The 24,128-nt window shown below is 46.6% G+C and carries 21 protein-coding genes; 14 read left to right on the plus strand and 7 right to left on the minus strand.

All coding sequences use genetic code 11. The features are described from left to right. Positions 1–268: 268 nt before the first annotated feature. From NST99_RS09980 to NST99_RS09990, 3 genes are all read right to left on the minus strand, one after another. The gene (locus NST99_RS09980) at positions 269–811 is read right to left on the minus strand and encodes an NADPH-dependent FMN reductase (RefSeq protein ID WP_076113308.1); all 543 of its coding nucleotides are present in this window, start codon (positions 809–811) and stop codon (positions 269–271) included. A gap of 661 nt (positions 812–1,472) precedes the next feature. Then, positions 1,473–2,093, minus strand: coding sequence for a sugar O-acetyltransferase (locus tag NST99_RS09985; protein ID WP_341091385.1), 621 nt, complete (start codon positions 2,091–2,093; stop codon positions 1,473–1,475). Between the two features lie 56 nt (positions 2,094–2,149). Further along, entirely contained in the window at positions 2,150–3,181 is a 1,032-nt protein-coding gene (locus NST99_RS09990) for an ROK family protein (protein ID WP_341091386.1), read from the minus strand. Between the two features lie 393 nt (positions 3,182–3,574). Here NST99_RS09990 and NST99_RS09995 point away from each other — a divergent pair, with 393 nt between their 5' ends. The 4 genes from NST99_RS09995 to NST99_RS10010 all read left to right on the plus strand — a co-directional run bounded on the left by NST99_RS09995 (position 3,575) and on the right by NST99_RS10010 (position 7,493). Beyond that, complete coding sequence (locus NST99_RS09995; RefSeq protein ID WP_341091387.1) at positions 3,575–4,513, plus strand: aldo/keto reductase family protein; 939 nt, start codon at positions 3,575–3,577, stop codon at positions 4,511–4,513. Positions 4,514–4,531: 18 nt separating this feature from the next. Further along, positions 4,532–5,554, plus strand: a complete 1,023-nt coding sequence (locus NST99_RS10000; RefSeq protein WP_341091388.1) for an SDR family oxidoreductase — start codon at positions 4,532–4,534, stop codon at positions 5,552–5,554. Positions 5,555–5,728: 174 nt separating this feature from the next. Beyond that, entirely contained in the window at positions 5,729–6,388 is a 660-nt protein-coding gene (locus tag NST99_RS10005) for a class I SAM-dependent methyltransferase (RefSeq protein ID WP_341091390.1), read from the plus strand. A gap of 76 nt (positions 6,389–6,464) precedes the next feature. Further along, positions 6,465–7,493 (plus strand): CapA family protein, encoded by a 1,029-nt coding sequence (locus NST99_RS10010; RefSeq protein WP_341091391.1) that lies wholly within the window; start codon positions 6,465–6,467, stop codon positions 7,491–7,493. Positions 7,494–7,581: 88 nt separating this feature from the next. Here the strand turns inward: NST99_RS10010 and NST99_RS10015 are convergent, their stop codons facing one another. Both NST99_RS10015 and NST99_RS10020 read right to left on the minus strand, forming a co-directional pair. Next, entirely contained in the window at positions 7,582–8,418 is an 837-nt protein-coding gene (locus tag NST99_RS10015; protein WP_341091392.1) for a carbohydrate ABC transporter permease, read from the minus strand. Next, positions 8,418–9,308: a carbohydrate ABC transporter permease gene (locus NST99_RS10020; RefSeq protein ID WP_341091393.1), complete on the minus strand. Its 891-nt coding sequence runs from the start codon at positions 9,306–9,308 to the stop codon at positions 8,418–8,420. The genes NST99_RS10015 and NST99_RS10020 overlap by 1 nt, the downstream gene beginning before the upstream one ends. 363 nt (positions 9,309–9,671) lie before the next feature. On the opposite strand from NST99_RS10020, the gene NST99_RS10025 reads away from it, so the two are divergent. The 4 genes from NST99_RS10025 (at position 9,672) to NST99_RS10040 (ending at position 16,780) form a co-directional block, all read left to right on the plus strand. Then, the gene (locus NST99_RS10025) at positions 9,672–11,420 is read left to right on the plus strand and encodes a sensor histidine kinase (RefSeq protein WP_341091394.1); all 1,749 of its coding nucleotides are present in this window, start codon (positions 9,672–9,674) and stop codon (positions 11,418–11,420) included. Then, the gene (locus NST99_RS10030) at positions 11,413–13,059 is read left to right on the plus strand and encodes a response regulator transcription factor (RefSeq protein ID WP_341091395.1); all 1,647 of its coding nucleotides are present in this window, start codon (positions 11,413–11,415) and stop codon (positions 13,057–13,059) included. The genes NST99_RS10025 and NST99_RS10030 overlap by 8 nt, the downstream gene beginning before the upstream one ends. Before the next feature lie 124 nt (positions 13,060–13,183). Beyond that, positions 13,184–14,512, plus strand: a complete 1,329-nt coding sequence (locus tag NST99_RS10035) for an ABC transporter substrate-binding protein (RefSeq protein WP_341091396.1) — start codon at positions 13,184–13,186, stop codon at positions 14,510–14,512. A 171-nt stretch (positions 14,513–14,683) separates the two neighbouring features. Beyond that, positions 14,684–16,780, plus strand: coding sequence for a glycoside hydrolase family 36 protein (locus tag NST99_RS10040; RefSeq protein WP_341091397.1), 2,097 nt, complete (start codon positions 14,684–14,686; stop codon positions 16,778–16,780). A 57-nt stretch (positions 16,781–16,837) separates the two neighbouring features. Here the strand turns inward: NST99_RS10040 and NST99_RS10045 are convergent, their stop codons facing one another. Both NST99_RS10045 and NST99_RS10050 read right to left on the minus strand, forming a co-directional pair. After that, positions 16,838–17,629 carry an ATP-binding protein gene (locus NST99_RS10045; protein WP_341091399.1) on the minus strand — a complete coding sequence of 264 codons (792 nt, stop codon included), beginning with the start codon at positions 17,627–17,629 and terminating at the stop codon, positions 16,838–16,840. Further along, the gene (locus NST99_RS10050) at positions 17,626–18,426 is read right to left on the minus strand and encodes a LytR/AlgR family response regulator transcription factor (RefSeq protein ID WP_341091400.1); all 801 of its coding nucleotides are present in this window, start codon (positions 18,424–18,426) and stop codon (positions 17,626–17,628) included. The genes NST99_RS10045 and NST99_RS10050 overlap by 4 nt, the downstream gene beginning before the upstream one ends. A gap of 126 nt (positions 18,427–18,552) precedes the next feature. On the opposite strand from NST99_RS10050, the gene NST99_RS10055 reads away from it, so the two are divergent. The 6 genes from NST99_RS10055 to NST99_RS10075 all read left to right on the plus strand — a co-directional run bounded on the left by NST99_RS10055 (position 18,553) and on the right by NST99_RS10075 (position 24,101). Next, complete coding sequence (locus NST99_RS10055; RefSeq protein WP_341091401.1) at positions 18,553–20,283, plus strand: ABC transporter ATP-binding protein; 1,731 nt, start codon at positions 18,553–18,555, stop codon at positions 20,281–20,283. 74 nt (positions 20,284–20,357) lie between these two features. Further along, the gene (locus NST99_RS33675; RefSeq protein WP_342481444.1) at positions 20,358–20,537 is read left to right on the plus strand and encodes a CLI_3235 family bacteriocin precursor; all 180 of its coding nucleotides are present in this window, start codon (positions 20,358–20,360) and stop codon (positions 20,535–20,537) included. A gap of 90 nt (positions 20,538–20,627) precedes the next feature. Next, a complete protein-coding gene (ccpM, locus tag NST99_RS10060; protein WP_341091402.1) occupies positions 20,628–22,031 on the plus strand; it encodes a Cys-rich peptide radical SAM maturase CcpM in 1,404 nt (467 codons plus the stop codon). A 13-nt stretch (positions 22,032–22,044) separates the two neighbouring features. Then, the gene (locus tag NST99_RS10065) at positions 22,045–23,151 is read left to right on the plus strand and encodes a TIGR04066 family peptide maturation system protein (protein WP_341091404.1); all 1,107 of its coding nucleotides are present in this window, start codon (positions 22,045–22,047) and stop codon (positions 23,149–23,151) included. A 16-nt stretch (positions 23,152–23,167) separates the two neighbouring features. Then, positions 23,168–23,452, plus strand: a complete 285-nt coding sequence (locus NST99_RS10070; RefSeq protein WP_341091405.1) for a peptide maturation system acyl carrier-related protein — start codon at positions 23,168–23,170, stop codon at positions 23,450–23,452. A gap of 1 nt (position 23,453) precedes the next feature. Beyond that, the gene (locus NST99_RS10075) at positions 23,454–24,101 is read left to right on the plus strand and encodes a DUF6033 family protein (protein ID WP_341091406.1); all 648 of its coding nucleotides are present in this window, start codon (positions 23,454–23,456) and stop codon (positions 24,099–24,101) included. The last annotated feature ends 27 nt before the right edge of the window (positions 24,102–24,128 follow it).

A 24,128-nucleotide genomic window follows, 5' to 3' on the forward strand; every position in this document is an offset into this window, starting at 1 on the left:
TGACCATAGGAAACTTGCCTAAAATGGTCTGAAGCATTGAAAGAGGCGAGCCGTACTGCTTTTGACCACTCTTTTTTTATGATCATTGCGGGTGTAGCTGTATTTTTGGCGGCAGCGTCGATATTCGTGCGGTTAGCCGGAGGGCGGTCCAAGGCTCATGATCTTTTAAAGCTTTAGCGCTGGGCACCAGGAGATGAGGAGAGGAGAAAGGGAATAACGCAAAAAAGCCACTTCACGGTGTGAAGTGGCCCGATATACCGTTCCTCTATTATTGACGCAATGTCTTTAGCGCTCCGCTCCAGGCCAGCACTTGATCAAGCATCGCGTTTACATTTGCGGTATGCAGATCAGCCGGTTTGAAGACTGTACCGTTCTCGAAGTCTGTAAACAAGGACAACAGCGGGTGTACCCGGACATCCGCAACCTGCAGTTCACCGAGAATTCCACGCAGGTGTTCAGCGGCGCGTACACCGCCTGCAGAACCATAACTTACGATACCTGCAGCTTTATTATTCCATTCATCACGGGCAGAATCCAGTGCATTCTTGAGTGCTCCCGTAAGGCTGTGATTATATTCCTGGGCAATGAATACGAATCCGTCGAGTGTGGCAAGCTTTGCTCCCCAAGCCTGAGCGGGTGCGTAATCATCACTTTCACCAAGCAGCGGCAATTTGAAATCAGCAATGTCTACGATTTCATAGTTGGCATCTCCGCGAGCGTCTGCGATTCCTTTTACCCATTCACCTACTTGCGGACTTACCCGCCCTTGACGAGTGCTGCCTAGTATAATACCGATGTTCAACTTTGTCATTTGAATTACCTCCTGAGATATTTGTTAGTTTTAGTTTCTAATAACTTATGTGTGTTTATTATAGCATATTACTTTTTTAAAGCAAGTGGTTTTTAGAAACTATTAATTTCTGAATTTGCGAAAGAAATTACTAGAGTGTGTTTCAAACTGAAAGAGCTCTGGGGAAGCAGGGATAATAGTATTGAAAGTAGGGTCCCTAAAAAAGCCCGCAGCAGGTTCGTTTCTCGTGACGGACTCAGGAGACGCTATGGAGAGAAAAACCCCTGCTTATTCTCTTTTGCGGACCCAGACGACACCTTATCTGTTCTGCATTCTATCTAAAAACGGCCATCAGGGAGGAATAACTGTGCTGGAGTCCGTTGTCCTACTGTTACAGGAAAAAATGCCCAAATAGGGGCAACCCGGTCCGTTTATGCTCAGAGCCAGGAATACACTTTCCGGATACGGACGCACTCACGCCTTCGGAAGAAGAGCGGAATCACTATTATAATTCTTTTATTTTGGGATTGGCTGTGACGAAACGGCATTCTCCGCGTGTGATCAGAAAAGGGTACTTAGGGCATACAGCAGCAGGTTTTGATGGCGGGTGAAGCGGTTTGAAGACACACTCTAGGCATAATATAAAAAAATCCGCCAAATCGGCGGATTCTGATGCTGCTTATTAATCAATCTCAATGTCTCTATAATATTCGTTTTTGAGAGTTTCCCAATGCTGTTTGTCTTCATCGGTAATGGTTCTAAGCACTTTGCAGGGGTTGCCTACAGCAATAACATTATCGGGAATATCCTTGGTGACTACGGCCCCGGAACCGATGATCACGTTGTTGCCGATGTTGACACCGGGATTTATTACTGTATTTGCGCCGACCCATACGTTGTTTCCAATAGTAATCGGTTTGCCAAATTCGAGCATAGTATTGCGGACTTCCGCATCAATGGGGTGGCCGGCAGTATATACACCTACCCTTGGACCAAATAACACATTGCTGCCTATGGTTACGGGTGCCACGTCAATGATGATGCAGTCATAATTTGCATAAAAGTTATTGCCGATTGTGATGTTGCAGCCATAATCGCAGCGGAAAGGGGGCTCAATATGCAAGGATTCCCCTGTAGAACGGAATAATTCCTTGATCAATTCCACTCTATATCCTAACTGTTCTTCTGTACTGTTGTTGAACAAACGGGTGAGCATTCTGGATTTCTTATGGTCTCGGGCTAATTCCCCGCCTCCGGCAAGGTACAGCTTGCCCGCTAGCATGTTTACTTTGTTTGTCGCCATGATTTCGGCCTCCTGAAGTGTTCTTTATTATCTTTACTGCAAGATTGCCGCCAGAATTACCGGCGTTTCTCAATAAGCTGTAAAGAGTACGTCATGCTGTCGAGTGTGATGGCAATAAGGCCGTTCATGTAATCATCATCAGGATCATCCAGCAGGATAAGCTGAGGCATATGTTCTGCGGGGATGATCTCCAGGCAGCTTTCCAGAATCTGCTGCACATCTTCTTGTCTGAATTGCTCTCCTGTAAGTGCAATGGTCCTCGGATTAATAACCGCGGTCAAGGAAGCTACAGCATGCACTGCCAAAGGGAGAAAGGTATCATCTCCACCTAAGCGGATGAACTGCTCTTCCCGGGAAATTCCAAAGGGCAAAAAAGAAACTTCGCCAGCAAACCGGGTATTTCCCTTGTGAATATGTCCGTCGATTATAATCCCCGAGCCCGGAAAGCTGCCGCGGATAAAGGTCAGCACCACGATGGTTTTGTCTTCATCATAGGACTGTTTGTTGTAGAATCCGTAGGCGGTGAGATTCATATCATTTTCTACAGTGACCTCGACGTTGTACTTCTCCTTAAGCAGTGATTCCAGCGGAACATTGATTAACGAATGGATGTCACAAATATTAATAACACCTTGATGAACAAGACCCGGAATACCGATGCCAACGGCCTTAATATTGTTATATTTCTGTGTGAGCGTTGCGACCAGATGATCAAAGCTTGCCGCGTCGATAAGCTCGGGTTCCAGCAGACCCTGTTCCACAAGTTCACCGGTTGAATTCGTTACCGCAAAAGTTAAGGATAACGAGCCGTCCTCCGTTTTGGCATAGATGCAGGCAATATAGGAGAAATCGGCATTGTACAGGAAACGCCTTGCCGGACGTCCTCCGCTGGAAGCTTCCAGCTCGGTTTCAATAACCTCGCCGGTTTCGACCAGCTCATTGAGGATGTTTCCGCAGGTCGCTATACTTAATCCTGTAACGCTGGCTACCGCAGCCTTTGTGCCTTGCTTCATCGCTTTTAAGGCTTCCTTGATCAGCTCCTGATTGATCCTTTTGACGCGAATGGAATTGTTTGCGATCTGATTCATTGGGTGCATCCTCCATACCTTTGACACTTTCGATATTGGTTATTAAAAGTATTATAAATAACATACCCTGAGTTTTTGCAATTGTCCAGTGAGCCAAAGAAAAAAGCAGCCCTCACCAGGACTGCTGTCTTAAGATCTCAACACCAAATGGACTCTAACGGCTATTCCCGCCGGTATTTATCCCGGTCTGCTTCTATAATTTCACGGATGACCCGGCAGGGATTGCCGGATGCTCCCTTAGCAAATTGGTAAAATAGACCTTTAAATTTTACCATACGATTTCTATTTTATTCAAATAGGATGGAATTTACAGGTGAACTGATCTAAAATAAAAGTTGTGTACAAAACAACCGGAGCCATTAGAGCCGGATCTATGGAGAGGAGCAGTGTGAAATGAAGTATCGCAGATTGGGTGGAACAGGGCTTAAGGTCAGTGAAATCAGCTTGGGAAGCTGGCTGACTTACGGCGGTTACGTGGAACGTGAGAATGCCGTTAAAGCCATTGAAACCGCTTACGGATTGGGTATTAATTTTTTTGATACGGCCAATGTATATGAAAAAGGAGCGGCGGAGAAAGTGCTGGGCGAAACTTTACGCGGATTTCCCCGCGAGTCCTATGTTCTGGCGACCAAGGTTTTCGGCGTTATGGGGGAGGGGCCCAATGACCGCGGATTGTCCCGCAAGCATATTACCGAGCAGTGCCATGCCAGTCTGAAACGGCTTGGGGCTGAATATGTGGACATTATGTACTGCCACCGCTATGATCCGGAAACTCCTATTGAAGAAACACTGCGGACACTGGATGATCTGGTCCGTCAGGGCAAGGTGCTCTATGTGGGTGTAAGTGAATGGACGGCAGCGCAAATGGCGGAAGCACTCGCGGTCGCCGACCGTTACCTGCTGGATCATATCGTTGTTAACCAGCCTATTTATAATATGTTCGAACGTTATATTGAGAAAGAAATCATTCCGCTAGGCCAGCGCAAAGGAATCGGACAAGTTGTCTTTTCCCCGCTTGCCCAAGGTCTGCTGACGGGTAAATACAGCTCCGTCTCTGATATTCCTGAGGACAGCCGGGCAGCTAAGCTGGACTGGATGCGCAAAGGGATAACGGATGAGAAGATTGTCAAAGTGCGTCAGCTTGAGGGTGTTGCGGCTGAACTGGACATTTCTGTCGGCAATTTGGCACTGGCCTGGATTCTGCGTCAGCCTAATGTGGCAAGCGCGCTGGTCGGTGCAAGCCGTCCGGAGCAGGTCGAGGAGAATGTTCTGGCCTCAGGCATAGAGCTCTCCGGGGATATTGTGAGCAAGATTGAAGAGATTCTGGGCTAAAGAAAGGAGCAGACAGAGATGAAGGTACTATTTATCGGAGGGACAGGATTAATCAGCGAGGCCGTCTCCAGACTGGCTGTTCAGCGCGGGATAGAGCTGTATCTGTTTAATCGCGGAGAGCGGGGCGAATTCGTGCCGGAAGGTGCGAAGGTGATCCAGGGAGATATCCGCAAGGGGGCGGAAGCCCGTGAAGTGCTGAAGGGGTATGAATTTGATGCTGTGGTAGACTGGATCGCGTTCACTCCTGAGCAGGTGCAGCTCGACATCGAACTGTTCACCGGCAGGACGAAGCAATATATCTTTATCAGCTCGGCATCGGCTTACCAGAAGCCGCAGCGGCATTACCGGATCACGGAAGAGACGCCGCTTGTCAATCCATACTGGCAGTATTCACGCGATAAAATCGCCTGTGAGGAACTGCTGCTGGAAGCCCATCGCAGCAACGGCTTCCCGGTTACGATTGTCCGTCCGTCGCATACTTATGGCGTTACAGCGATTCCTGCAGCTTTGACGAGCTGGCAGCATCCCTGGTCACTGGTAGAGCGCATCCGCAAAGGCCAGCCCCTCGTGATTCATGGGGACGGAACCTCACTTTGGACGCTGACCCACAATACCGATTTTGCCAAAGGGTTTGTCGGCCTGCTGGGACATGCTGAAGCCATTGGAGAGGCTGTCCATATCACTTCTGATGAAGTGCTGAGCTGGAATCAGATTTATGCTGCCATTGGGGAGGCTGCAGGCAGAGAGCCGAAGGTTGTGCATATCTCCACGGATTTCATCGCAGCCCATACACCGGCGGGCACAGCGGATGGCCTGATCGGGGACCAGGCGGTAAGCAGTGTGTTCGACAACAGTAAAATCAAACGGCTTGTGCCGGATTATAAGGCTACAGTTCCGTTCGCAGAAGGAGTGAAGCTCTCGGTAGCGTGGTTTGAGCGTCATCCTAAGCTGTGCTTGATGGACCAGGAATGGTCGAAGATGGTGGACAATCTGATCAGCAAACATGGCATCGATCCCAAGCTGCTTTCTTATTACGTCTAAGCTTAAGCTCATAGGCTGCACATAAGCTCAAAAAGACGGTGATTCCTAATAAGGATCACCGTCTTTTTGTGGGGAATTTTGTTGCTTATACGTGCTGATGTGAGGGCGTGGCATGAAACGGGGAATCTTGAATATACTCTCACTACCGAAATCCCCTTAAAAGGAGTCCTGGCCATGCCGACACATCCGTATGTCTCCCGTTTTTTTGTAAATTCCGATGCACGCCGTGAGAAGCTGATTTACGATCTGCCGGAATCCTGGTGGAGCCGCCCTTATGAATACGAGTGGTGTACAAACTTTATTTCGCCCCATGATGTGGTGCTGGATGCCGCTTGCGGCATTTCCCATCCGCTGAAGTTCTATCTCGCCGGATTCAGCGACGAGGTCTATGCCTGTGATCTTGATGCCCGCATCCTGTCAAGGGAAGCGATCCTCCAGAACATTGCCGGTGATATCGGAGCCGAAGCGGCACGGCAGGTGGAGGCGAGACGGACAACAAATCTACATCTGGCCCAGGCCGATCTCACCAAGCTGCCGTATGACGATGAGAGCTTTGATACGATTTTTTGCATCTCGGTACTGGAGCATCTGTCGCTGGAGGATTCTGTGCGTGCGGTGCAGGAGTTCCACAGAACGCTGAACGGAGAGGGCCTGCTGGTACTGACCTTTGATTATCCTACAGTCAATCTGCCGCTGATGAACGACGTGCTGCTGCAGTCCGGATTCCAGTATTGGGGGGAGACAGATTTCAATCTTCCTGAGGATGCTGTGCGTACAGATTTGTGGGGCGGACTGAACTGTTTCAGAGCTGTGCTCAAAAAAGCGCAAATCTAGCAGGACTTTATACCCTTCTTTTAAGAATCTGCTTTCAGTATAGTAGAACAATATCTTATAAAAAGGGGCTAGAGTATTGAAAAGATTGGCAATCATTACAGTTATATTATGCCTGCTTGTACCCTCTTCTGCTGTATTTAGCAAAGGGGCAGCGGCGCAGGAGAACATCACACTTGCTTTTGCCGGAGATATTCTGCTGGACGGTTTTGTGGGCGAGCAGATTGCAAAATACGGGGTTCATTTTCCATTCACCAAAGTGGCACCGGTCCTGCAGAAAGCTGATCTTGCGTTTGCGAATCTGGAGACACCGGTATCGGTCAGAGGGAAGGCGGCCGAGAAGACCTTTGCCTTCCGCTCCAAGCCGGAAACATTGGGTGGACTCAGCTATGCGGGAATTGATGGCGTGACCGTGGCCAACAATCATATCCTGGATTACGGGCAGAATGCCATGCTGGATACGTTGGTGCATCTGGACCGGCACAAGATTGGCCATACAGGTGCAGGCAACAATATTGAGGAAGCCTTTAAACCGTATATTAAGACTGTCAAAGGCAAACGGATAGCTGTGCTGGGCACAAGCCGCGTGTTATCCGGCACCTCCTGGTATGCCGGGAAAAACAATCCCGGAGCTGCTTCAGCCTACACTGCGGAGCCGCTGATGGGTGCGATTAAGAAGTCAGCTAAGGACAATGATTATACCATTGTGTATATCCATTGGAACCAGGAGTTCAAGGACTATCCGGAGGACTACGCCCGGACGCTGGCCAAGCAAATGATCGACTGCGGCGCGGATATTATCCTTGGTGCGCACAGCCACAACCTGATGGGGATCGAATATTACAAGCATAAGCCGATCTACTATTCGCTCGGTAATTTTGTATTCAACCGTTCTACGCGCGGCGGAGAGAAGACCCTGCATTCGATGCTGGTCAACTTCACAATCAGCGATAGTGGTGTAACCGGCAAAATTACGCCGGTTAAGATTATCGGCGGACAGCCGAATTTTATGGGCAACGCCTATAATCAGGAGACCATCAAGCGAATGAACAAGCTGTCGTTCAATGCTGTCGTAGCGGCAGATGGTACAGTTACAGAGGATCTTTGACCTCAATAATATAAAGAGCATGTGACCCTAGCCTAATGGCTAATCACATGCTCTTTTTTGTCATATGAAGTGTAACACTGTATTGAAATCAGCCCTTCACTGCCCCGGCGACAACGCCTTTAACAATATACTTCTGCAGGAAGATGAATACGACGATGGACGGCAGTACAGCCATTACCATGGCCGTCATCGCATATTGCCAGTCCGAAGTGTATTGGCCCACGAATGTATAAGCTGCAAGTGTAAGTGTCTTCGTATCCGGAGAGCCGTTGACCATAAGCAGCGGAAGCAGGAAGTCATTCCAGATCCACATGACGTCGATGATGACGATGGTCGTCGTTACCGATTTCAGCAGCGGGAAGATTACACTGAAGAACAGGCGGAAGCCGGAAGCCCCGTCGATCGTGGCGCTTTCATCGATTTCCAGCGGAATGCCTTTGACGAAGCCGTGATAGATGAATACGGCCAGCGGAGCTCCGAAGCCCCAGTACAGCAGACCCAGTCCCCAAGTGCTTTCGGACAGGTTCAGGTTCTTGGCAGTCTGCAGTACGGTCAGCATGATCGACTGGAACGGAATGAGCATCGGCATAATGCAGAGGAAGTAGATCACTCCGCTCCATTTGGATTTCGTCCGTGCAAGCTTATAAGCCGCAATGGATGAAATGAACACGATTCCCAGCAGGCCGACGCCGGTAATAATGAAATTGTTCAGGAACAATCTTGGATAATTGATGAACTCCCACACATAGGAGTAGTTGCTGAAGGTCAGCTTCTTCGGCAGGGCAATAACGTCAGTCATGACCTCACTGAAGCTTTTCAGAGAGTTGATTACGGTCAGGAACAGCGGATACAAGAACAAAAGAGATAGGAGGACCAGAACAACTTCCAGAATGATCTTGCCCGCTTTGCTGTTGTTTGTTTTCATTATGCCTCAACCTCTCTTCTCTTGAAGAACGTAAGCTGGATGATTGTCACGACAAGCACAGCCAGGAAGAGGATGAGCGCTTTTGCCGTACCATATCCGTACAGATTGTTCTGGAAGGTATCCCGGTAAATATCATAAGCGATACTGTAGGTAGTTCCGCCAGGGCCGCCGCCGGTCAGCGACAGGATAACGTCGAACACCTTGATCGAGTTGGTCAGGGCCATGAATACTGAAATGGTGATAGATGGAGCGAGCAGCGGCAGGGTGATGCTGAAGAATCTTCTCAGCGGTCCGGCACCGTCCACGGTGGCTGCTTCCTTCAGGTCTTCAGGTACAGATTGCAGACCGGCAATATAGATGACTAGATAGAAGCCGACCGATTGCCATATGGAGACTCCTAAGATCGAAATGAAGGCCAGTCCAGGCGTCCCTAGCCAGCTTAGGCCGAATATGTCCCAGCCTGTACTTTCTCCGAGGGAGTTGAAGCCTTGCATGAAGATGAATTTCCAGATGAAGCCGACGATAACAAGACTGAGGATATAAGGGATAAAGAACGCCGCTCTCAGCCAGGAAGTCGTCTTCAGCTTCATGTCCAGAAGCACGGCCAGCAGGATGGCCAGCACATTAACAAGTATGATGTAGAGCACCGCATATTTGATGGTGAACCACGCTGAATCGGAGAAGTTGGTATCTCCCGTGAAGATCTGCTTGAAGTTATCCAGTCCGACAAATTTGGGATGTTTGGATATCCCGTTCCATTTGGTCATCGAATAACGGATGGTCATGGCAAAAGGAATGTAGAATGCTACAGCGATACAGATCAGAACAGGAAGCGTGAAAATTCCGAATTCTATTTTCTCACGCCATTTTCTGCCGAGTGTTTTTAACATGGAAGCACCTCTTCTTGTATTTATAGGGTGGGAGCAATGTGCCTGGCTTGCCACACATAACCATTCCGGTTAGTCTATATTGTGTATTATAGAGCAGACCCCTATTCTCAAAAATGGATTTAAGAGTACAGTTAGGGGTAAAAAGGTGAACTGAAAAGAACACCGAAAAATTTCTGAAGCTGGAGAAAAGGGTCCTGGCATTTCGCGGAGGCCATCATTTCCGGGTATTGTACCTGCAAGCAAAGGAGGCCGCTGCACATCATTAGATCAATTCTGCATAAGCTGTTTGAGCCTTTACTGGAGCGGATTTCACGCCGTCTGGCGAATAAGCTGATTCTGCTGTTCACGACCATTATTATCCTGGTGGTTACTTCGCTGACGTTCATTTCATATGGAATGCTGCGCAAGGAATCAGTGAACAGCAGAATAACGAGCACAAGCAACAACCTGCTGCTGGTTGGCCGTAATCTGGAAAGTTACCTTGACGGGATCGAGCAGCTGTCCCTGCCGCAAATCTCCTATGATGAGATTACTTATGCCATCATGCATGAATCGGAGGATTACGCCTCCAAGATGTATGTGGAGGATTACCTGAAGAATCTCTATTTTTCACGCAACGACCTGGAGGCTATAACCCTCTACGTGATCAAAGAGCAGAAGTATTATTATGTCACCAAAGAGAACTATAATATTACGATCCGGGTCGCCCAGCACCCCCCGATTGAGAATCTCACCTGGTATAAGCGTGCGCTGGCAAGCCCGTTTAACCGTTCATATCAATCCTTTGTGCAGGACACTTCGGAACAGGATGACTATCCTATTAATAAAGACAAAAGTTTCATGGGCTACCACAGGCTGCTCCGTTCGATCGCGTCCAGAGAACCGCAGGCGGTATTGTCCTTGTACTTCAACTCGAGCGTCACCGATGAGATCATGAAGGATATTCCGTTCAGCAGCGGAGAGCATTTGATGTATGTCAGCCCGGATAATGAGGCGTTTGTGGTGGATGACCGTGAATTTTATGCCAAAAGTGAAGCGGCAGGCCTGCTGGACCAGCTGACCCCAGCCCAAGGCGGACGACTTACGTGGTCGGCTGATGAACAAAAATATCTGGTGATCTATGACATTAATAAAAAAGAGGGCTGGAAGCTGATCAAGCCGATTCCCTACAAAGAAATTTACGAAGCGGCGACAACGACACGTAAATTAAACTACTTCATTGGCCTGCTGTTTCTGATCGTCTCGGTGGTCCTTGTCAGCTTCATCTCCAACAGGATCACAAATCCGCTGAAAAATCTGTCGCTGCAAATGAAGCGGTTCAGCACCGGCAGCTTTGATGCCGAAGCACAGGTGGAGGGAAACGATGAGATCGCGTATCTGTCGCGCCATTTCAATAAGATGGTTGAAAAAACCAATGAACTGATCAATGAGCGGTATAAAATGAAAATCGTCGAGAAAAACGCGGTGCTCAAAGCGCTGGAGGCGGAGATTAACCCGCATTTCTTATATAATGCTCTGCAGGCGATTTCTACGAAGGCATTGAAGAACAACAATGACGATATCGTCGAGATGGTCGATAATCTGGCTTTGACGTTGCGATACTGCATCAGCGGCCGTGATGTTGTTGCTGCCAGGGAAGAGCTGAGGCATATTGAACGCTATTTGGCGCTGCAGAAGGCCCGGTTCGGGGGTCGGATGCAGGTTGTCTACGATTGGGACGAGACCTTGCTGGAGCTGAGTATTCCCAAGCTGTCCATTCAGACGCTGGTGGAGAACTGCATCAAGCATGCGCTGGAGAAGGTATCCACTACAGTCACGATCAGGATTGAGGCGCGGATTACTCCAGACTACAATGTGATTTCTGTACTGGATGACGGGCCTGGCATTAGCGGAGAACGGCTTGCGGAAGTGCTGAGCACGCTGCAGATCCAGTGGGAGGAATTTGGAGGAGACTTGTCCGAAGACGGGAATGAAAGCATCGGACTGAAAAATTTGAATACACGGCTGAAGCTTCTATATGGAGAAGAAGCGGGTCTGGCGATCAGTAGTAATGAGCACGGAACGGCAATGGAAATGCAATTACCGCGGGGAGGAATGGGACAACATGTATAAAGTACTCATCATAGATGATGAAGAGCCGCTGCGCGAAGCCATCAACATTCTGGGGGACTGGAAGGGACTAGGGGTAGATCAGGTGCTGGAGGCTACGGACGGCAACGTTGGACTGGCCATGCTGCGGCAGCACAAAATTGATATCGCACTTGTCGATATGAAGATGCCGGAGCTGAACGGCAGCCAGCTGCTACAAATCGCCGAGCATGAATTTCCGGATCTGCTGCTGATTGTCATCAGTGGTTACAATGATTTCGAATATACCCGGCAGGCTATCCGTTCCAAGGTTGTCGACTATTTGCTGAAGCCGGTTAACCGGAGTGATCTGAACAGCGCGCTGCGCAAGGCCGTCGACCTGCTGGAGGCGAAACGCAAGAAAGAAAGCGAATTTATCAGCCGGAACATCACGCTTAACATGTCCATTCCGAAGCTGAAGGAGAAGATGTATCTGTCGATTATCGAGCGCAGCTTCAAGAACCAGTCCAATGAAGCCTTTTTGCCGCTGATCGGTGCAGATAAACCCGGCCATTTTTTTGCTGTCGGGATTGTCCGGCTGCTCAATCTGGAGCAGGTCCGCAAGGGAAGATTTCATGAAGACCGGGATCTGATGCATTTTGCCGTAACGAATGTCATTAATGAGAACAGCGGCGGGGATTTTGAAGCGTTCAGCTTCGTCAGCCCCCGGGCAGAACGTGAATTTATCGCTATCTTTACCATGAAGGGCGGTTACGGGCAAGATGCGGCCTTTCTGTCCCTGCATCATATGAAAAAGGCCGCTTCGACTTTGAAGGAGCTGTTCGGAATTGCTTGTGCAGGAGGCATTGGAGAGCCTTATAGTGATTGTATGGATATCGCACAGTCGTATGACGCCGCCAAAGCGTCGCTGGACGCCATTGATCTGCTGAATCTAAAGAGCGGCATCGTTGCTGCCGGTGCAGGTGCCAAACCTCCAGTTAAGGACAGCCCTTCGCTGACTGCCCGGATGCCGCTTATCCGCAATATTCTGGAGAGCGGAAATGTGAATCATGCCAAAAGCATTCTCGGCGAATTCACCGGACAATGGCAGACCTCCGGGCATTTCAGCCTCGGGGCAGCTGACCGGACGATTCAGGAGTTCATTATTCTGCTGAACGATATCGCCAAGGAACTGAATGCAGGTCCTGAACGGCTGCGAGGCGGCAAAGACAAGGGATTGCGCGGGCTGGGGATCGCCGGTGACTTCGCCTCCTTTGAGCAGTTTGAAGGCGTGCTTAATCATATTCTGGATGTCTATGCCGGTGAAATCGGCAGATCCCTTGCCGGTAACCGCGGCAATGTGCTGGAAAATATTAAAGCATACATTGATAACCACTATTTCGAGAATATTAAAATATCGTTGTTCACGGATAAATATTTCCTGAGCAGAGAATACTTGATGAAGCTGTTCAAGGCCCAATACAGTTACGGCATTCATGAGTATGTACAAAAGGTAAGAATGGACAAGGCCAAGGACCTGCTGTCTGATCCTGCCCTCAAAATCCAGGATATCTCCGAGATGCTGGGCTATAAGGACAAAAACTATTTCAGCAAGGCGTTCCGCAATTATTACGACTGTTCACCTTCTGAATTCAGGCTCCTTCTGCCCGGGGTAGAAAAGTGAAACGGTTACATTAGCCCACTTTTTTACCCTCATAAGTTCACTTATGTACATTCTTATCCTTTTTCTTTTTATTTAGAATAGCAACAAGACCACACAAGATGCATAAGAAAAAGGGGGCAACATCATGTTAAAACGATTTATGGGACTATCTGCAAGTCTGCTGCTCGTCGGCGGTCTGCTGGCCGGTTGCGGCGGGAACAACAATAATGCCGCTACTAATAATACGGCTGGTACAAACGGGACGGATAATGCTGCCACAACGGATTCCTCCAAGCCCGTAACGATTAATATGTTTACCGCATCACCGGAGTACACCGATGCGTTCAATGCCTACATTGCAGAATACAAAAAGGTTAAACCAAACGTAACCATTAACCTGGAAATTATGCAGGCTGACTACAATACGGTACTTAAATCGAAAATTGCTGCCGGCAGCACTCCGGACGTGTTCCAGACGACAGCTGGTGGAGATATTGATACCTTTGCTGAATACAGTGCCGATCTTACGAATGAGCCGCTTGCGGCAGCGATGACCGATGCGGTCCGCTCCAATATGAGCTCTACCGACGGTAAGGTGCTGGGACTTCCGGTGAAAGGCAACCTGTTCGTACTGATGTACAACAAAAAGCTGCTGTCTGATGCCGGCATTACAGAAATTCCAAAGACAACCGCCCAGCTGGATGATGCGATCACCAAGCTGGAGGCAAAAGGGATTACACCGTTCGCCAATGCCTACAAAGAGTGGTGGGTATGGAAGCATATCTTCCAACACTTTGTGGATGCGGCTGCAATTGATGCCGGTACGGATGCCAAAACGCTTGTAGCAGATTTCATCGCCGGCAAGACGACCATCAAGGATCATCCGGTGCTGTACAATAACTTCTTTAATTACATTGACACTACAGTTAAGCACGGTACGGACAAGCCGCTGGAGCGCGACAGCAATGCTCAAGTCAGCGACTTCGCTCTTGGCAAAACTGCATTTATGAACGGTAAGGGCGCATGGGATGAAGAAGCCATTAAGAAAATCACACCAGATTTTGACCTTGGCATCGCCGGCTACCCTGTCAGCGACAAAGCGGAACAGTCCCAGATTATTACTGGTGCTGACCAGGCGCTGCGTATCAACAAGGATTCTGCTGTAGTTAAAGAAACTATTGAGTTCTTCAACTGGCTGTATACTTCCGAATACGGGAAAAACTGGTTCTCCAGCGTGGCTAAGGTAATCCCGCCAATCAAGGATGCCCCAATGCCAGACCTGCAAATGCCTAAGGAAATGGAAGAAATCCTGAAGACGGAGAAATCCGGCGACCTGTCGGTCAACTACTCCCTGGATACCTTCCACCAGAAATTCGGTGAATTGATGCAGGCTTACATCGGCGGCAGCAAAACTAAGGATCAAGCGATCAACGAAATTCAGAAAGCCTGGATCCAATTTGGATCGGCTCAATAAAACATTTCGATGTGGGACGGTCTCGAAGGTAAGATTCATTTACCGGGGGGCCGTCCCTTTATTGTTGGCGGGAGGCGGTGAATGCCGTAACTGCGGTGAATGTTTGGATTTCCGGTGAAACAAATTATAATCATATAAGACACCAACATATGGCAGGAGGCTAAATTAAATATGGACAGCAAGATCATTGAAATCGCCGAAAATGGACTTTATCTTACGATTGAAATTACAGCGGAGCAGGATGTCCGGCTGCTGCACTTCGGAGCGTCACCTTTGGAAGCCGGGGCTATCGCCGACAAGAATAAACCGGGCTTCCGGCTGCTGGAGCTGCAATTGTCGGGTGAAGACCGCGCCGAATATCACGGGCGCACACACCGGGCCTCCTATCCGGGGCTCCGGATGGTATATGCCGGGCACAGCGACACGGGGAATGCGCTGGGACGCAAGCTGGAGCTGACCCTGACCGATCATCTCACTGGAATTCAGGCAGTACAGCATTTTCAGTTCTATAAGGGCGTGCAGATTGTACGCAGCTGGACAGTGCTGAAGAATGCCGGGGAAGCCGAGGCGGCTGTGGAATACATCTCGTCGTTTGCTCTTACAGGTGTCGACAAGGAGGGAAGCGGAGACCGCAACGACAAGATCGAGGTAACCCTCGCGCATAGCGGGTGGCAGAGTGAGCTGCAGTGGCGGACCTACCGGCTGCCTGAGCTGGGGATGTCCCATCTGGCCGACCGCGGCTCGAAACGGATTGCCGCAAGCAATACAGGCTCCTGGTCGGCGGCAGAATTGCTTCCCATGGCTGTGCTGCACAACAAGGAGAGCGGGACAAGCCTGTTCTGGCAGATTGAGCATAACGGCTCCTGGCATTGGGAGCTGACGGATCAGTATGATCAGCTTACACTGCTGGCCAGCGGGCCTACAGAGCATGACAACCACTGGTGGCTGAAGCTGGCCCCGGGTGAGGAGTTCACCTCGGTGCCTGTAGCTGTGGGTGCTGTACAGGGAGGATTCCAGGGTGCAGCGGAACAGCTTACGGCGTACCGCCGGATGATCCGCAGACCCAATGAGGATAATGAGCTGCTGCGGATTATTTTTAATGACTATATGAACTGCCTGTGGGGAAGCCCGACGACGGAGAAGCTGCTGCCCTTAATCGACGCCGCTGCCGATGTCGGCTGTGAATATTTCTGCATCGATGCCGGATGGTATGCGCCTGGAGAGTGGTGGGATGGCGTAGGACAGTGGGAGCCTTCCAGTGAGCGGTTCCCGGAAGGGATTAAATATGTGCTGGACTATATCCGCAGCAAAGGAATGATTCCCGGACTATGGCTGGAGCTGGAGGTTATGGGCATCAACAGTCCGAAGCTGGCGGAGACCGATGACAGCTGGTTTTTCATGCGGCATGGCAAACGGGTTAAGGACCGCAGCCGCTACCAGCTCGATTACCGCAGCCCGAAAGTGATTGAACATGCAAACGGTGTTATTGCCCGTCTGGTTGAGCAGTACGGCGTAGGATACATTAAGATGGATTACAACATCAATGCAGGCATTGGAACAGAGACAGCTGCGGACAGCTTCGGCGACGGGCTGCTGCAGCATAACCGTGCCTATCTGGCTTGGCTGGACAGCATCTTTGTGCGTTATCCAAATCTTGTGATCGAGAACTGTTCCAGCGGCGGCATGCGTATGGATTATGCGATGCTCAGCCGGCACAGCATCCAGTCGACCAGCGACCAGGAGGATTATGTACAGTACGCGGCCATAGCCGCAGGCTCACCGGCGGCACTGACACCGGAGCAGTCCGCGGTCTGGTCGTATCCGCTGCGCGAAGGCGATGATGAGGAAGTCATCTTCAATATGGTCAATGCGCTGCTGCTGCGTGTGCACCAGAGCGGACATTTGGCGGAGCTTGAGCCCCGCCGCAGAAAACTGGTGAAGGAAGCTCTGGATTATTACAAAACCATCCGCAGCGATATCCCGCATGCCACGCCTTTCTGGCCGCTCGGCCTGCCGGATAGCGGGGGCGAATGGGTTAGCCTCGGGCTGCGGCGCGGGGAACGCAGGTACGTGGCGGTATGGCGGATTGCCGGAGAAGCCGATAATGTCCAATTGCCGATAGAAGAGCTGAGGGGGCTTGAACCAGCCATCGCCTGTGCCTATCCGCAGCAGCATAACTTGGCCTGGAATTGGGATAAATCAGCAGGAGTATTGACAGTGGCCCTCCCACCAGGAAAAACAGCGAGATTGTTTGAGATTACTTCGTAAAGTTCGTAAAGCCTGCAGCCAGGGCCGGTCCCCTTGAACGCGATTCTTGGGGAGCGGCTACTTGTGCTTGCAAGGAAAGCCGGGACTTCTCACTATGCCTCCATTAGAAAAAGGCAGTACAATGATAGTTTCAAATTCATAGTTTTGAGCCTTGGTAACAAGATTACCTCCATATTTTTTAGCCACTCTTTGAATATTCGTTAAGCCGAATCCGTGGAAGCCGGCATTTGTTTTGCGATTACACCGCACCATGGCGCTGGATTCGCTCCGCGAGTTGGTGACTTGGATAAATAATGCAGTATCAGTCGTGAATATCAGAAGATGAATAAATCTATCTTCTTTTTTAGGAACCCTTGCAGCGGCTTCCAGAGCATTGTCCAGCACGTTCCCGATCACGGTGCACAAGTCAAGCCGTTCAATTTCAATAGCTCCGGTGTGTATCCGAATATCATTGTTCATGGCAATGCAGTGTTCACAGGCAATATTTAGTGCGTTGTCAATTAAAGCATCAATGGCCAAATTGCCTGTTGATAGCTTTGGAGCAGGTTGATGAATTTGACCGAGCATTTGATTGATGTGATGAATGGATTCCTGAATTTCATTGTTTTGAATGCAAGTCCGGACATATACCAATTGCTTGTTCGTATCATGGATAACTTGTTTGATGTTAGTAATGGAATGTACGGTTTGTTCATAGCTGCTGTGCTGGTAATCCAGCTGTTTCTGCAATAGTAAATTCTCTTCAATCAGTTTGGTGTTTCTGTTGAATTTACCGAATAGGAGAAGGGTTTCCCACATGATCAGAATAAGCAGCAACAGGATGACAATAAAATAATATAAGGTCATCATCTTTCTTTGAATTGCGCAATCATATAATAGGCGTAGGCTTCTTTAACCTCTTTTGCCAGAGTGCGTCCAATAGGAAACTGCTCTTGATTGTGCATGAATACAGAAGTAGCGGTGAACTTGTGGACATGTTCCAGATTAACAATAACGGAACGATGAATAAGCATAAACGGGCGGTTTAGCTTGCCTATATATTCAGAAAGTGTACCTGAAATGATGTAATGCTGCGTCGAGGTAATGATCTTTAGCCGGTTTTTGGCCAAGGAATGTTTGATTTTAACAATCGCAATAATGTCGGACTTTTTGATAACCACATGTCCATCTTCAGTTTTAATCAATAAGAACCGGTTTACAGAAGAAACGATATAGTTGCACAGCTTGCTCATCTTTGCCTCGAATAACTCATAGGCCACAGGTTTAATCAGATAATGGAAGGCTTGCACATCAAAGCTGTCCATTACATACTGCGGATAGTTGGTCAAGAATATGATTTGGACATCTCGATCCGGAAGCGCCCTGATTTTTTTGGCAACCTCGATTCCATTTAATCCTTTCAGCTCAACATCCAATAAGAGAATATGAAAAGGATAACTCATCTGTTCATGGTAAGAGTGAAGCAATTCCTCGCCACTACAAAAATATTGAGTCTCAAAGGAGTAAGCTGTTCTTTTCGTAAATCTTGGGAGATATTCCTTTAGTAGAATGAGTTCCTTTTTCTCGTCATCGCATACAGCCATGTGGAACAAAGCCATTCCTCCCGCTTTTATATTTGTGATTTTTTTAAGATCAGAACCTGACATGAAACGTCATTCAGCCTCGTTTTCCAGCCATTAGCTACCAAAATACCCCAAATATTCATTTATATGATATATTGATAGCGCTATCAATGTCAAACCCAAGCTGAATAGTAGAAGAGGATACATGTTATGAATGATAAGGATACCCTTAAAAAACTTATCAGATTATTCAAACCGCATAAAAAGAATTTATGCATTATTCTTCTGTTATTAATATTTTCAACTTTAGTTAGTTCGGTCTTGCCGATGTTCAACAAAATCATTATTGACGACGGTTTTATGAAATCAGACGTCAAAACCATCATCATAACGGCAATATTCATCTTTTTGTTGTCCACGTTCAGCAGCTTTTTAGATTTACTCAAAGAAAAACAAAGGATAAGAATATCTTCACACATCATCTACACCTTGCATAAAGATGCTTTTAACCGGCTCATGAAAGTGAAAGTGAAATTTTTCACCGATAAAAATTGCAGTGAACTATTAAATCGTGTTAGCTCAGATATATCGAATATCTCGCAAATTACGGATGGCAGCATGCTTTTTATTGTGAGTCAGTGCTTTAGTTTGGCGGGAGGACTAATTGGACTTTTTGTCATAAGCTGGGAACTTACAATTCTTGTGCTTATTTTAATACCTGTTGAATATTTGATTTTGAAATCGTTTGCTAAAAAAAGAAAGTCACTTACAGAACATTACATCACGAAGGATGGTGAATATTCGCATTGGTTTGAGGACAGCTTGAACGGCGTGAAGGAAACACGGCTTTTTAATTTATTCTTTTTCAAAGAAAAAGAATTTGCGGACAAGCAGAATCAGGTAATAACCTCACAGATGGGCATTAGCTTGTTGGATAACTGGCGTATTACTGTGGAGAGATTTCTAATCGGTGGACTGGTTCTTCTTATATATGCTTCCGGATCAACAATGGTATTTGAATCAAAGCTTTCGGTAGGAAGCATATTTGCTTTCATTACCTATAGCGCGTATGTGACCACTCCTATCTCATCGATGTTAAATATCGGCTACCTGATATCGGGAATAATTCCTTCTGCTCAAAGGTATTATTTGTTGCTGCAGGAAGAAATAGAAACCTGTGATTTAGAGGCTGGCAACGTCAATGTGAAGCTGGTCAACCCGTTTGGTAGCATTCAGTTTAAAAATGTGAGTTTTTCCTATAATGCTGAACGGGTCTTGTCGGATGTGAACTTCACGATTGGCAGCCATGAGAAGGTGGCGATTGTAGGAATGAATGGGTCGGGTAAGTCGACAATCCTAAGTTTAATATTAAGATTTTACGAACCGCTTGCAGGGCAAATACTATTGGATGGAATGGATATTAGGGATATTAATTTGAATGAATATCGGGAATTGATTTCGACTGTAAGTCAAGAGGTGTATCTATTTGACACAACAATCGAAAATAACATAAAACTGTACAGTGAAATCGGGAATCAGCAGTATAGACAAGCTATTGAGGTTACCCAATTAGCAGAGACGAATACAAACCTGTTTGACGATTATGTCGTAGGCCCCAACGGCAACAGACTTTCCGGAGGGCAAAAACAAAAAATCGCCATAGCCAGAGCATTAGTGAAAAACAGACCCTTGGTGATTTTTGATGAAGCGACCTCCAGCCTTGATCTTCACTCCGAACAAGCCATAAACCATCTATTAGATACAGCACTCCAGAACAATACAGTAATTATAGTCACCCACAGGCCAGACATTCTACAGCACGTGGACAAGGTGATCTTTTTAGAGCAAGGGCAGGTGACCGGTTTTGGACTTCATGAGGAGTTGTCTAACACAAATGAGAGGTACCGGCTCATCACACAACAGCATCAATTCGTTGAATAGCTTGACCCTTCAAGTGATTTAAATATCAAATATTGATATTTAGATAAATCTGATGCGAAAGGAGGAACAGGCATATGAAACAACTTGTAAAAAGAACAAATGCAAATTATGAAACTCTGGAGGCGTACGCAGCTTGCAGTGCATGCCCCTGCTATGCATGTACATGTAATTCCAGCGGATCAAACAAAACAGCCATGAAACAAGTAACCTATACTGGAAATTCCATGCAGATGACAGCGATTGGAATCGGGTAAACGCAATCTTAAGTATAACTAAGAGCAGGATGGCTTAATGGCTTTATAAAAAGGCTGTCCTGCTTCACTTTTAGAGTGGGGGGAGTTCAGGTGCCAATATTTCATTTGTTTGAAACGGTAACGGGGAAATATATGTTCGATGCCAACGCAAATACATTTCTCAAATTAAAGGGAAGATCCTATGAAGCCTTGTTGAGCTATAGAGCTTCAAACTTTGAACATGTAGAACCGGAAATTCAAACCTTAATGGATTCCGGTTTTTTGGCGGAGAAACAGGATTTTGAGATGATTCATCCCATGAGCGACTCCTTGCAGCACAATTTAACCAGAAATGTTGGCTCGATCACTCTGCAAGTCACGCAAAACTGCAATTTGAGATGTAGCTATTGCGCCTATTCCGGGAGTTATTTACACAGAGTACATACCAATAAGAGAATGAAAAAAGAGGTCGCATTAAAAGCAATTAAGTTTCTAATTGAGCACTCTGTAGACTCTCCACGCATTAATATTGGATTTTATGGCGGAGAGCCATTACTGGAAATGGACTTGATAAAAGCTTGTGTTGCCTATGCCAGAGAACAAAGTGCAGGCAAAGAACTAACGTTTAACCTCACTACAAATGCAACCCTGATTACTGATGAAACCTTGGAGTTCTTATCTTCTAATGATTTTAATTTAACCATCAGCTTGGACGGGGATGAAGTCGCACATGATAGAAACCGCGTTTTTGCGGTAAATCATAAAGGCACCTTCCAGACTATTATGAAAAATATTGAAACTATCAAAAACCAAACCCCGGACTATGTGAATAAAGTGATGTTCAATGCGGTCATTGATCCGAATTCGGATTTCAGCTGTTCCACAAACTTCTTTTCAGACTATGAGACCGTAAAAGACTTTGCTGTTATGGCAAGTGATATAGCAAGCAGCTATAAAAAGAGCGAGTCCTCTATCAATGACAGCTTTATCAAGATGTATAATTACGAAGTTTTCAAATTATTCCTCTATAAGTTTGATAGGCTTAAGAAAAAAGAGGTATCGAAGCTGGTGATGGAAAGTTTCGATCAAATCCAGGAGAATGTTCACAACAGGCTAAGAATCTCCTTTTATGATGTGAAAAAAGATCACCACTCCGGACCGTGTGTTCCAGGAGTACAACGATTATTCGTCAACGCAGACGGCGCTTTATACCCATGTGAAAGAGTTAGTGAAGCATCAAGTGTAATGAGAATTGGGCATATCGATACAGGTTTTGAATTGGATAATATCCGGAACATATTAAATATTGGAGCTATAACGGAGAAAGAATGCAAGCAATGCTGGGCATTTAGATATTGTACTTCTTGTGCAATGGCCGCGGATGATATCAGTGAGTTTTCTGCTGCCAAAAAATTAAGCATTTGCAACAGGGTTAAAGAAAACACTGAGAATTTGTTTAAGGATTATTGTGTTCTAAGAGAGCTGGGCTACGACTTTGACAAAGAAAAAGTGTAATGGGGGGACAATGGTGAAAAAAAGAGCAGTTGTTTATCCATATCATGCGGAATTCGGTCCGGTGGTCAGATTCTCCAATTTATTGGACAACTATGAACTTGTTTCTTTGATGGCACCCTTGGGCTTTGGATTGAATGGAAAAGATGCGGCGTACAGCTATTGTGGTGAGGATGTAGGGATAGAAGTTAAAGATTCTTTTTCGGATGATGAATTTGATGTGTTAATAATTTGTGAGTTTGAATGCAGTTTTGAAAAAGTTGTGTTCCCGGCAATTGTCAGTGCTGCAGGGCTGGGAAAAGACATTGTTCTGTTGAACAGATGTCCGGATCATGAAGTGGAAATGGTAAAGACGATATGTCTGGAAAACAATGTGAAGCTCACATGTTTTTTTGGAATTGACATTGACAGAACTAAAGTAGAACTTGTTGAGAAAATACTGCTCGATATCAATGTGCCGATCATCTGTGTAGCGAGTCTGATGGAAAAATCCAATAAATTTGATGTTCAGCTCAGTCTAAGGAACTATTTCTTGAATGAAGGCTACAAAGTAAGCCAGATAGGGACAAAATCTTATTGTGAGATTATGGGATTCCATTCCTTTCCCGAATTTATGTTTAATCATCAGGAAGATGAAATGGATAAAATATTTCTTTTTAATCATTTCTGTAAACATATTGAATTGAGCGAGCAACCTGATGTTATGATCATCGGAATTCCAGGCGGGACCATGGTATATAATAATCTGTTTACTAATAGATTTGGCATTACTGCATTCGAGGCGGCTAGCGCGATTCATCCGGATGTCGGCATTATGAACCTGACCTATGATGAATTTAATGGAGAGTTCCTGGATAAAATCTGTGTGTCTACAAAGCATAAATTAGGTTTTGATATTGACTGTTTTAATATGTCCAATCATAAATTCGATACGGGCCGAAGCAAACAGGATAAAGAATTGAGGTTTTTTACGGTTGATTCTAAGCTGGTCGATGAAAAAAAGGCACAAATATCGCTGGAATCCAAAGTACCTTTCTTTAATTCGTTAAATGGGACAGACACTTTGAAATTATCAGAATTCTGTGAAGCTCTTTTATTGCATGAAAACATGCAAATCGTATAAAGGAAGGGTGATATTTATGGACCTGGACCAAGTGCGTGAACAGATGAACGAAATATTATTCGGCGTAATGGGAATGGACAAGAACAAGCTTAACGAAAACTACTTTTATGAGGATTTATTGGGCGGGACGATGCAGTTTTCTCCACGGGATTTGTTGGTTCTTTTTGTTCATATTGAGGAAACCCTAAAAATACAAATTCCGGAAACCGATATATTAAATGGATGCTTCCACAGCTTAGACCGAATATATCATACGGTTTGCCGCATTATACAGGAAAAAAGAATAAAGGAGTTGGTTTAATTTGTTGAATGTAGCTTCACTCAATAGCCTGAATCGTTCGGAGGCAACAAGGGTAAGCCAGAAAAATCAGAATTCGGGGGTTTCTTTTCAAGAGGCGTTATCGACAACGAATTCGGAAGAAGTTTTGACGGGATTGGAGGAAAAATTTGGCATTAAGATCAATGTGCAAGCCATACCCAAGACCGAAGAAGCCGTAAAGCGTGTGTACTCCCATGGTGTTGGTAAAGGAAATGTTGCAATTGCTCCCAATATATTAAATCAGTCGGCAACAGATCCGCAAATGTATAAAAAGGTAGAAGCGATCATACAGGACCATTTTGCATCCAGCGCTAATGATAAACCGGGTGATGCCAGCGGGGTAATTATACATCCGGATGGAACAGCTACGTTTTGGGTTATTGGTGATTATTTGACACCTGCCGAGCGGGAAAAAATTCAAAAAGAAGTAGAGGCAGACCAAAAAAAGAAGGCGGAGCAGATGGATATGTTGAGTAAGTTAAGCAGCAGCACGCTCCTCTCACAATTCGGGTCAATTACAGAGGCCTCAAGTAGCGGTGAAGAAGCAAATAGCCTGTATATAAATAGTGTGCATCAAGCCAGTCTGGATTCAAGGCTGCGGAAAAAGGATTTGTTTAATTTAAATGATTAATACCTTCTTGGATCATGTCTACCGCCT

The sequence above is a fragment of the Paenibacillus sp. FSL L8-0470 genome, from assembly GCF_038008625.1.
GTDB lineage: Bacteria > Bacillota > Bacilli > Paenibacillales > Paenibacillaceae > Paenibacillus_AQ.

What these genes read in the sequence shown, in the direction of transcription:
- NST99_RS09985 (WP_341091385.1), bottom strand. Translation starts at nt 2,093, where the DNA reads ATGGCGACAAACAAAGTAAACATGCTAGCGGGCAAGCTGTACCTTGCC.
- NST99_RS10035 (WP_341091396.1), top strand. Translation starts at nt 13,184, where the DNA reads ATGTTAAAACGATTTATGGGACTATCTGCAAGTCTGCTGCTCGTCGGC.
- NST99_RS10015 (WP_341091392.1), bottom strand. Translation starts at nt 8,418, where the DNA reads ATGAAAACAAACAACAGCAAAGCGGGCAAGATCATTCTGGAAGTTGTT.
- NST99_RS10070 (WP_341091405.1), top strand. Translation starts at nt 23,168, where the DNA reads ATGGACCTGGACCAAGTGCGTGAACAGATGAACGAAATATTATTCGGC.
- NST99_RS10030 (WP_341091395.1), top strand. Translation starts at nt 11,413, where the DNA reads ATGTATAAAGTACTCATCATAGATGATGAAGAGCCGCTGCGCGAAGCC.
- NST99_RS10000 (WP_341091388.1), top strand. Translation starts at nt 4,532, where the DNA reads ATGAAGGTACTATTTATCGGAGGGACAGGATTAATCAGCGAGGCCGTC.
- NST99_RS10040 (WP_341091397.1), top strand. Translation starts at nt 14,684, where the DNA reads ATGGACAGCAAGATCATTGAAATCGCCGAAAATGGACTTTATCTTACG.
- NST99_RS09990 (WP_341091386.1), bottom strand. Translation starts at nt 3,181, where the DNA reads ATGAATCAGATCGCAAACAATTCCATTCGCGTCAAAAGGATCAATCAG.
- NST99_RS10005 (WP_341091390.1), top strand. Translation starts at nt 5,729, where the DNA reads ATGCCGACACATCCGTATGTCTCCCGTTTTTTTGTAAATTCCGATGCA.
- NST99_RS09995 (WP_341091387.1), top strand. Translation starts at nt 3,575, where the DNA reads ATGAAGTATCGCAGATTGGGTGGAACAGGGCTTAAGGTCAGTGAAATC.
- NST99_RS10045 (WP_341091399.1), bottom strand. Translation starts at nt 17,629, where the DNA reads ATGATGACCTTATATTATTTTATTGTCATCCTGTTGCTGCTTATTCTG.
- NST99_RS33675 (WP_342481444.1), top strand. Translation starts at nt 20,358, where the DNA reads ATGAAACAACTTGTAAAAAGAACAAATGCAAATTATGAAACTCTGGAG.
- NST99_RS10050 (WP_341091400.1), bottom strand. Translation starts at nt 18,426, where the DNA reads ATGTCAGGTTCTGATCTTAAAAAAATCACAAATATAAAAGCGGGAGGA.
- NST99_RS09980 (WP_076113308.1), bottom strand. Translation starts at nt 811, where the DNA reads ATGACAAAGTTGAACATCGGTATTATACTAGGCAGCACTCGTCAAGGG.
- NST99_RS10020 (WP_341091393.1), bottom strand. Translation starts at nt 9,308, where the DNA reads ATGTTAAAAACACTCGGCAGAAAATGGCGTGAGAAAATAGAATTCGGA.
- NST99_RS10055 (WP_341091401.1), top strand. Translation starts at nt 18,553, where the DNA reads ATGAATGATAAGGATACCCTTAAAAAACTTATCAGATTATTCAAACCG.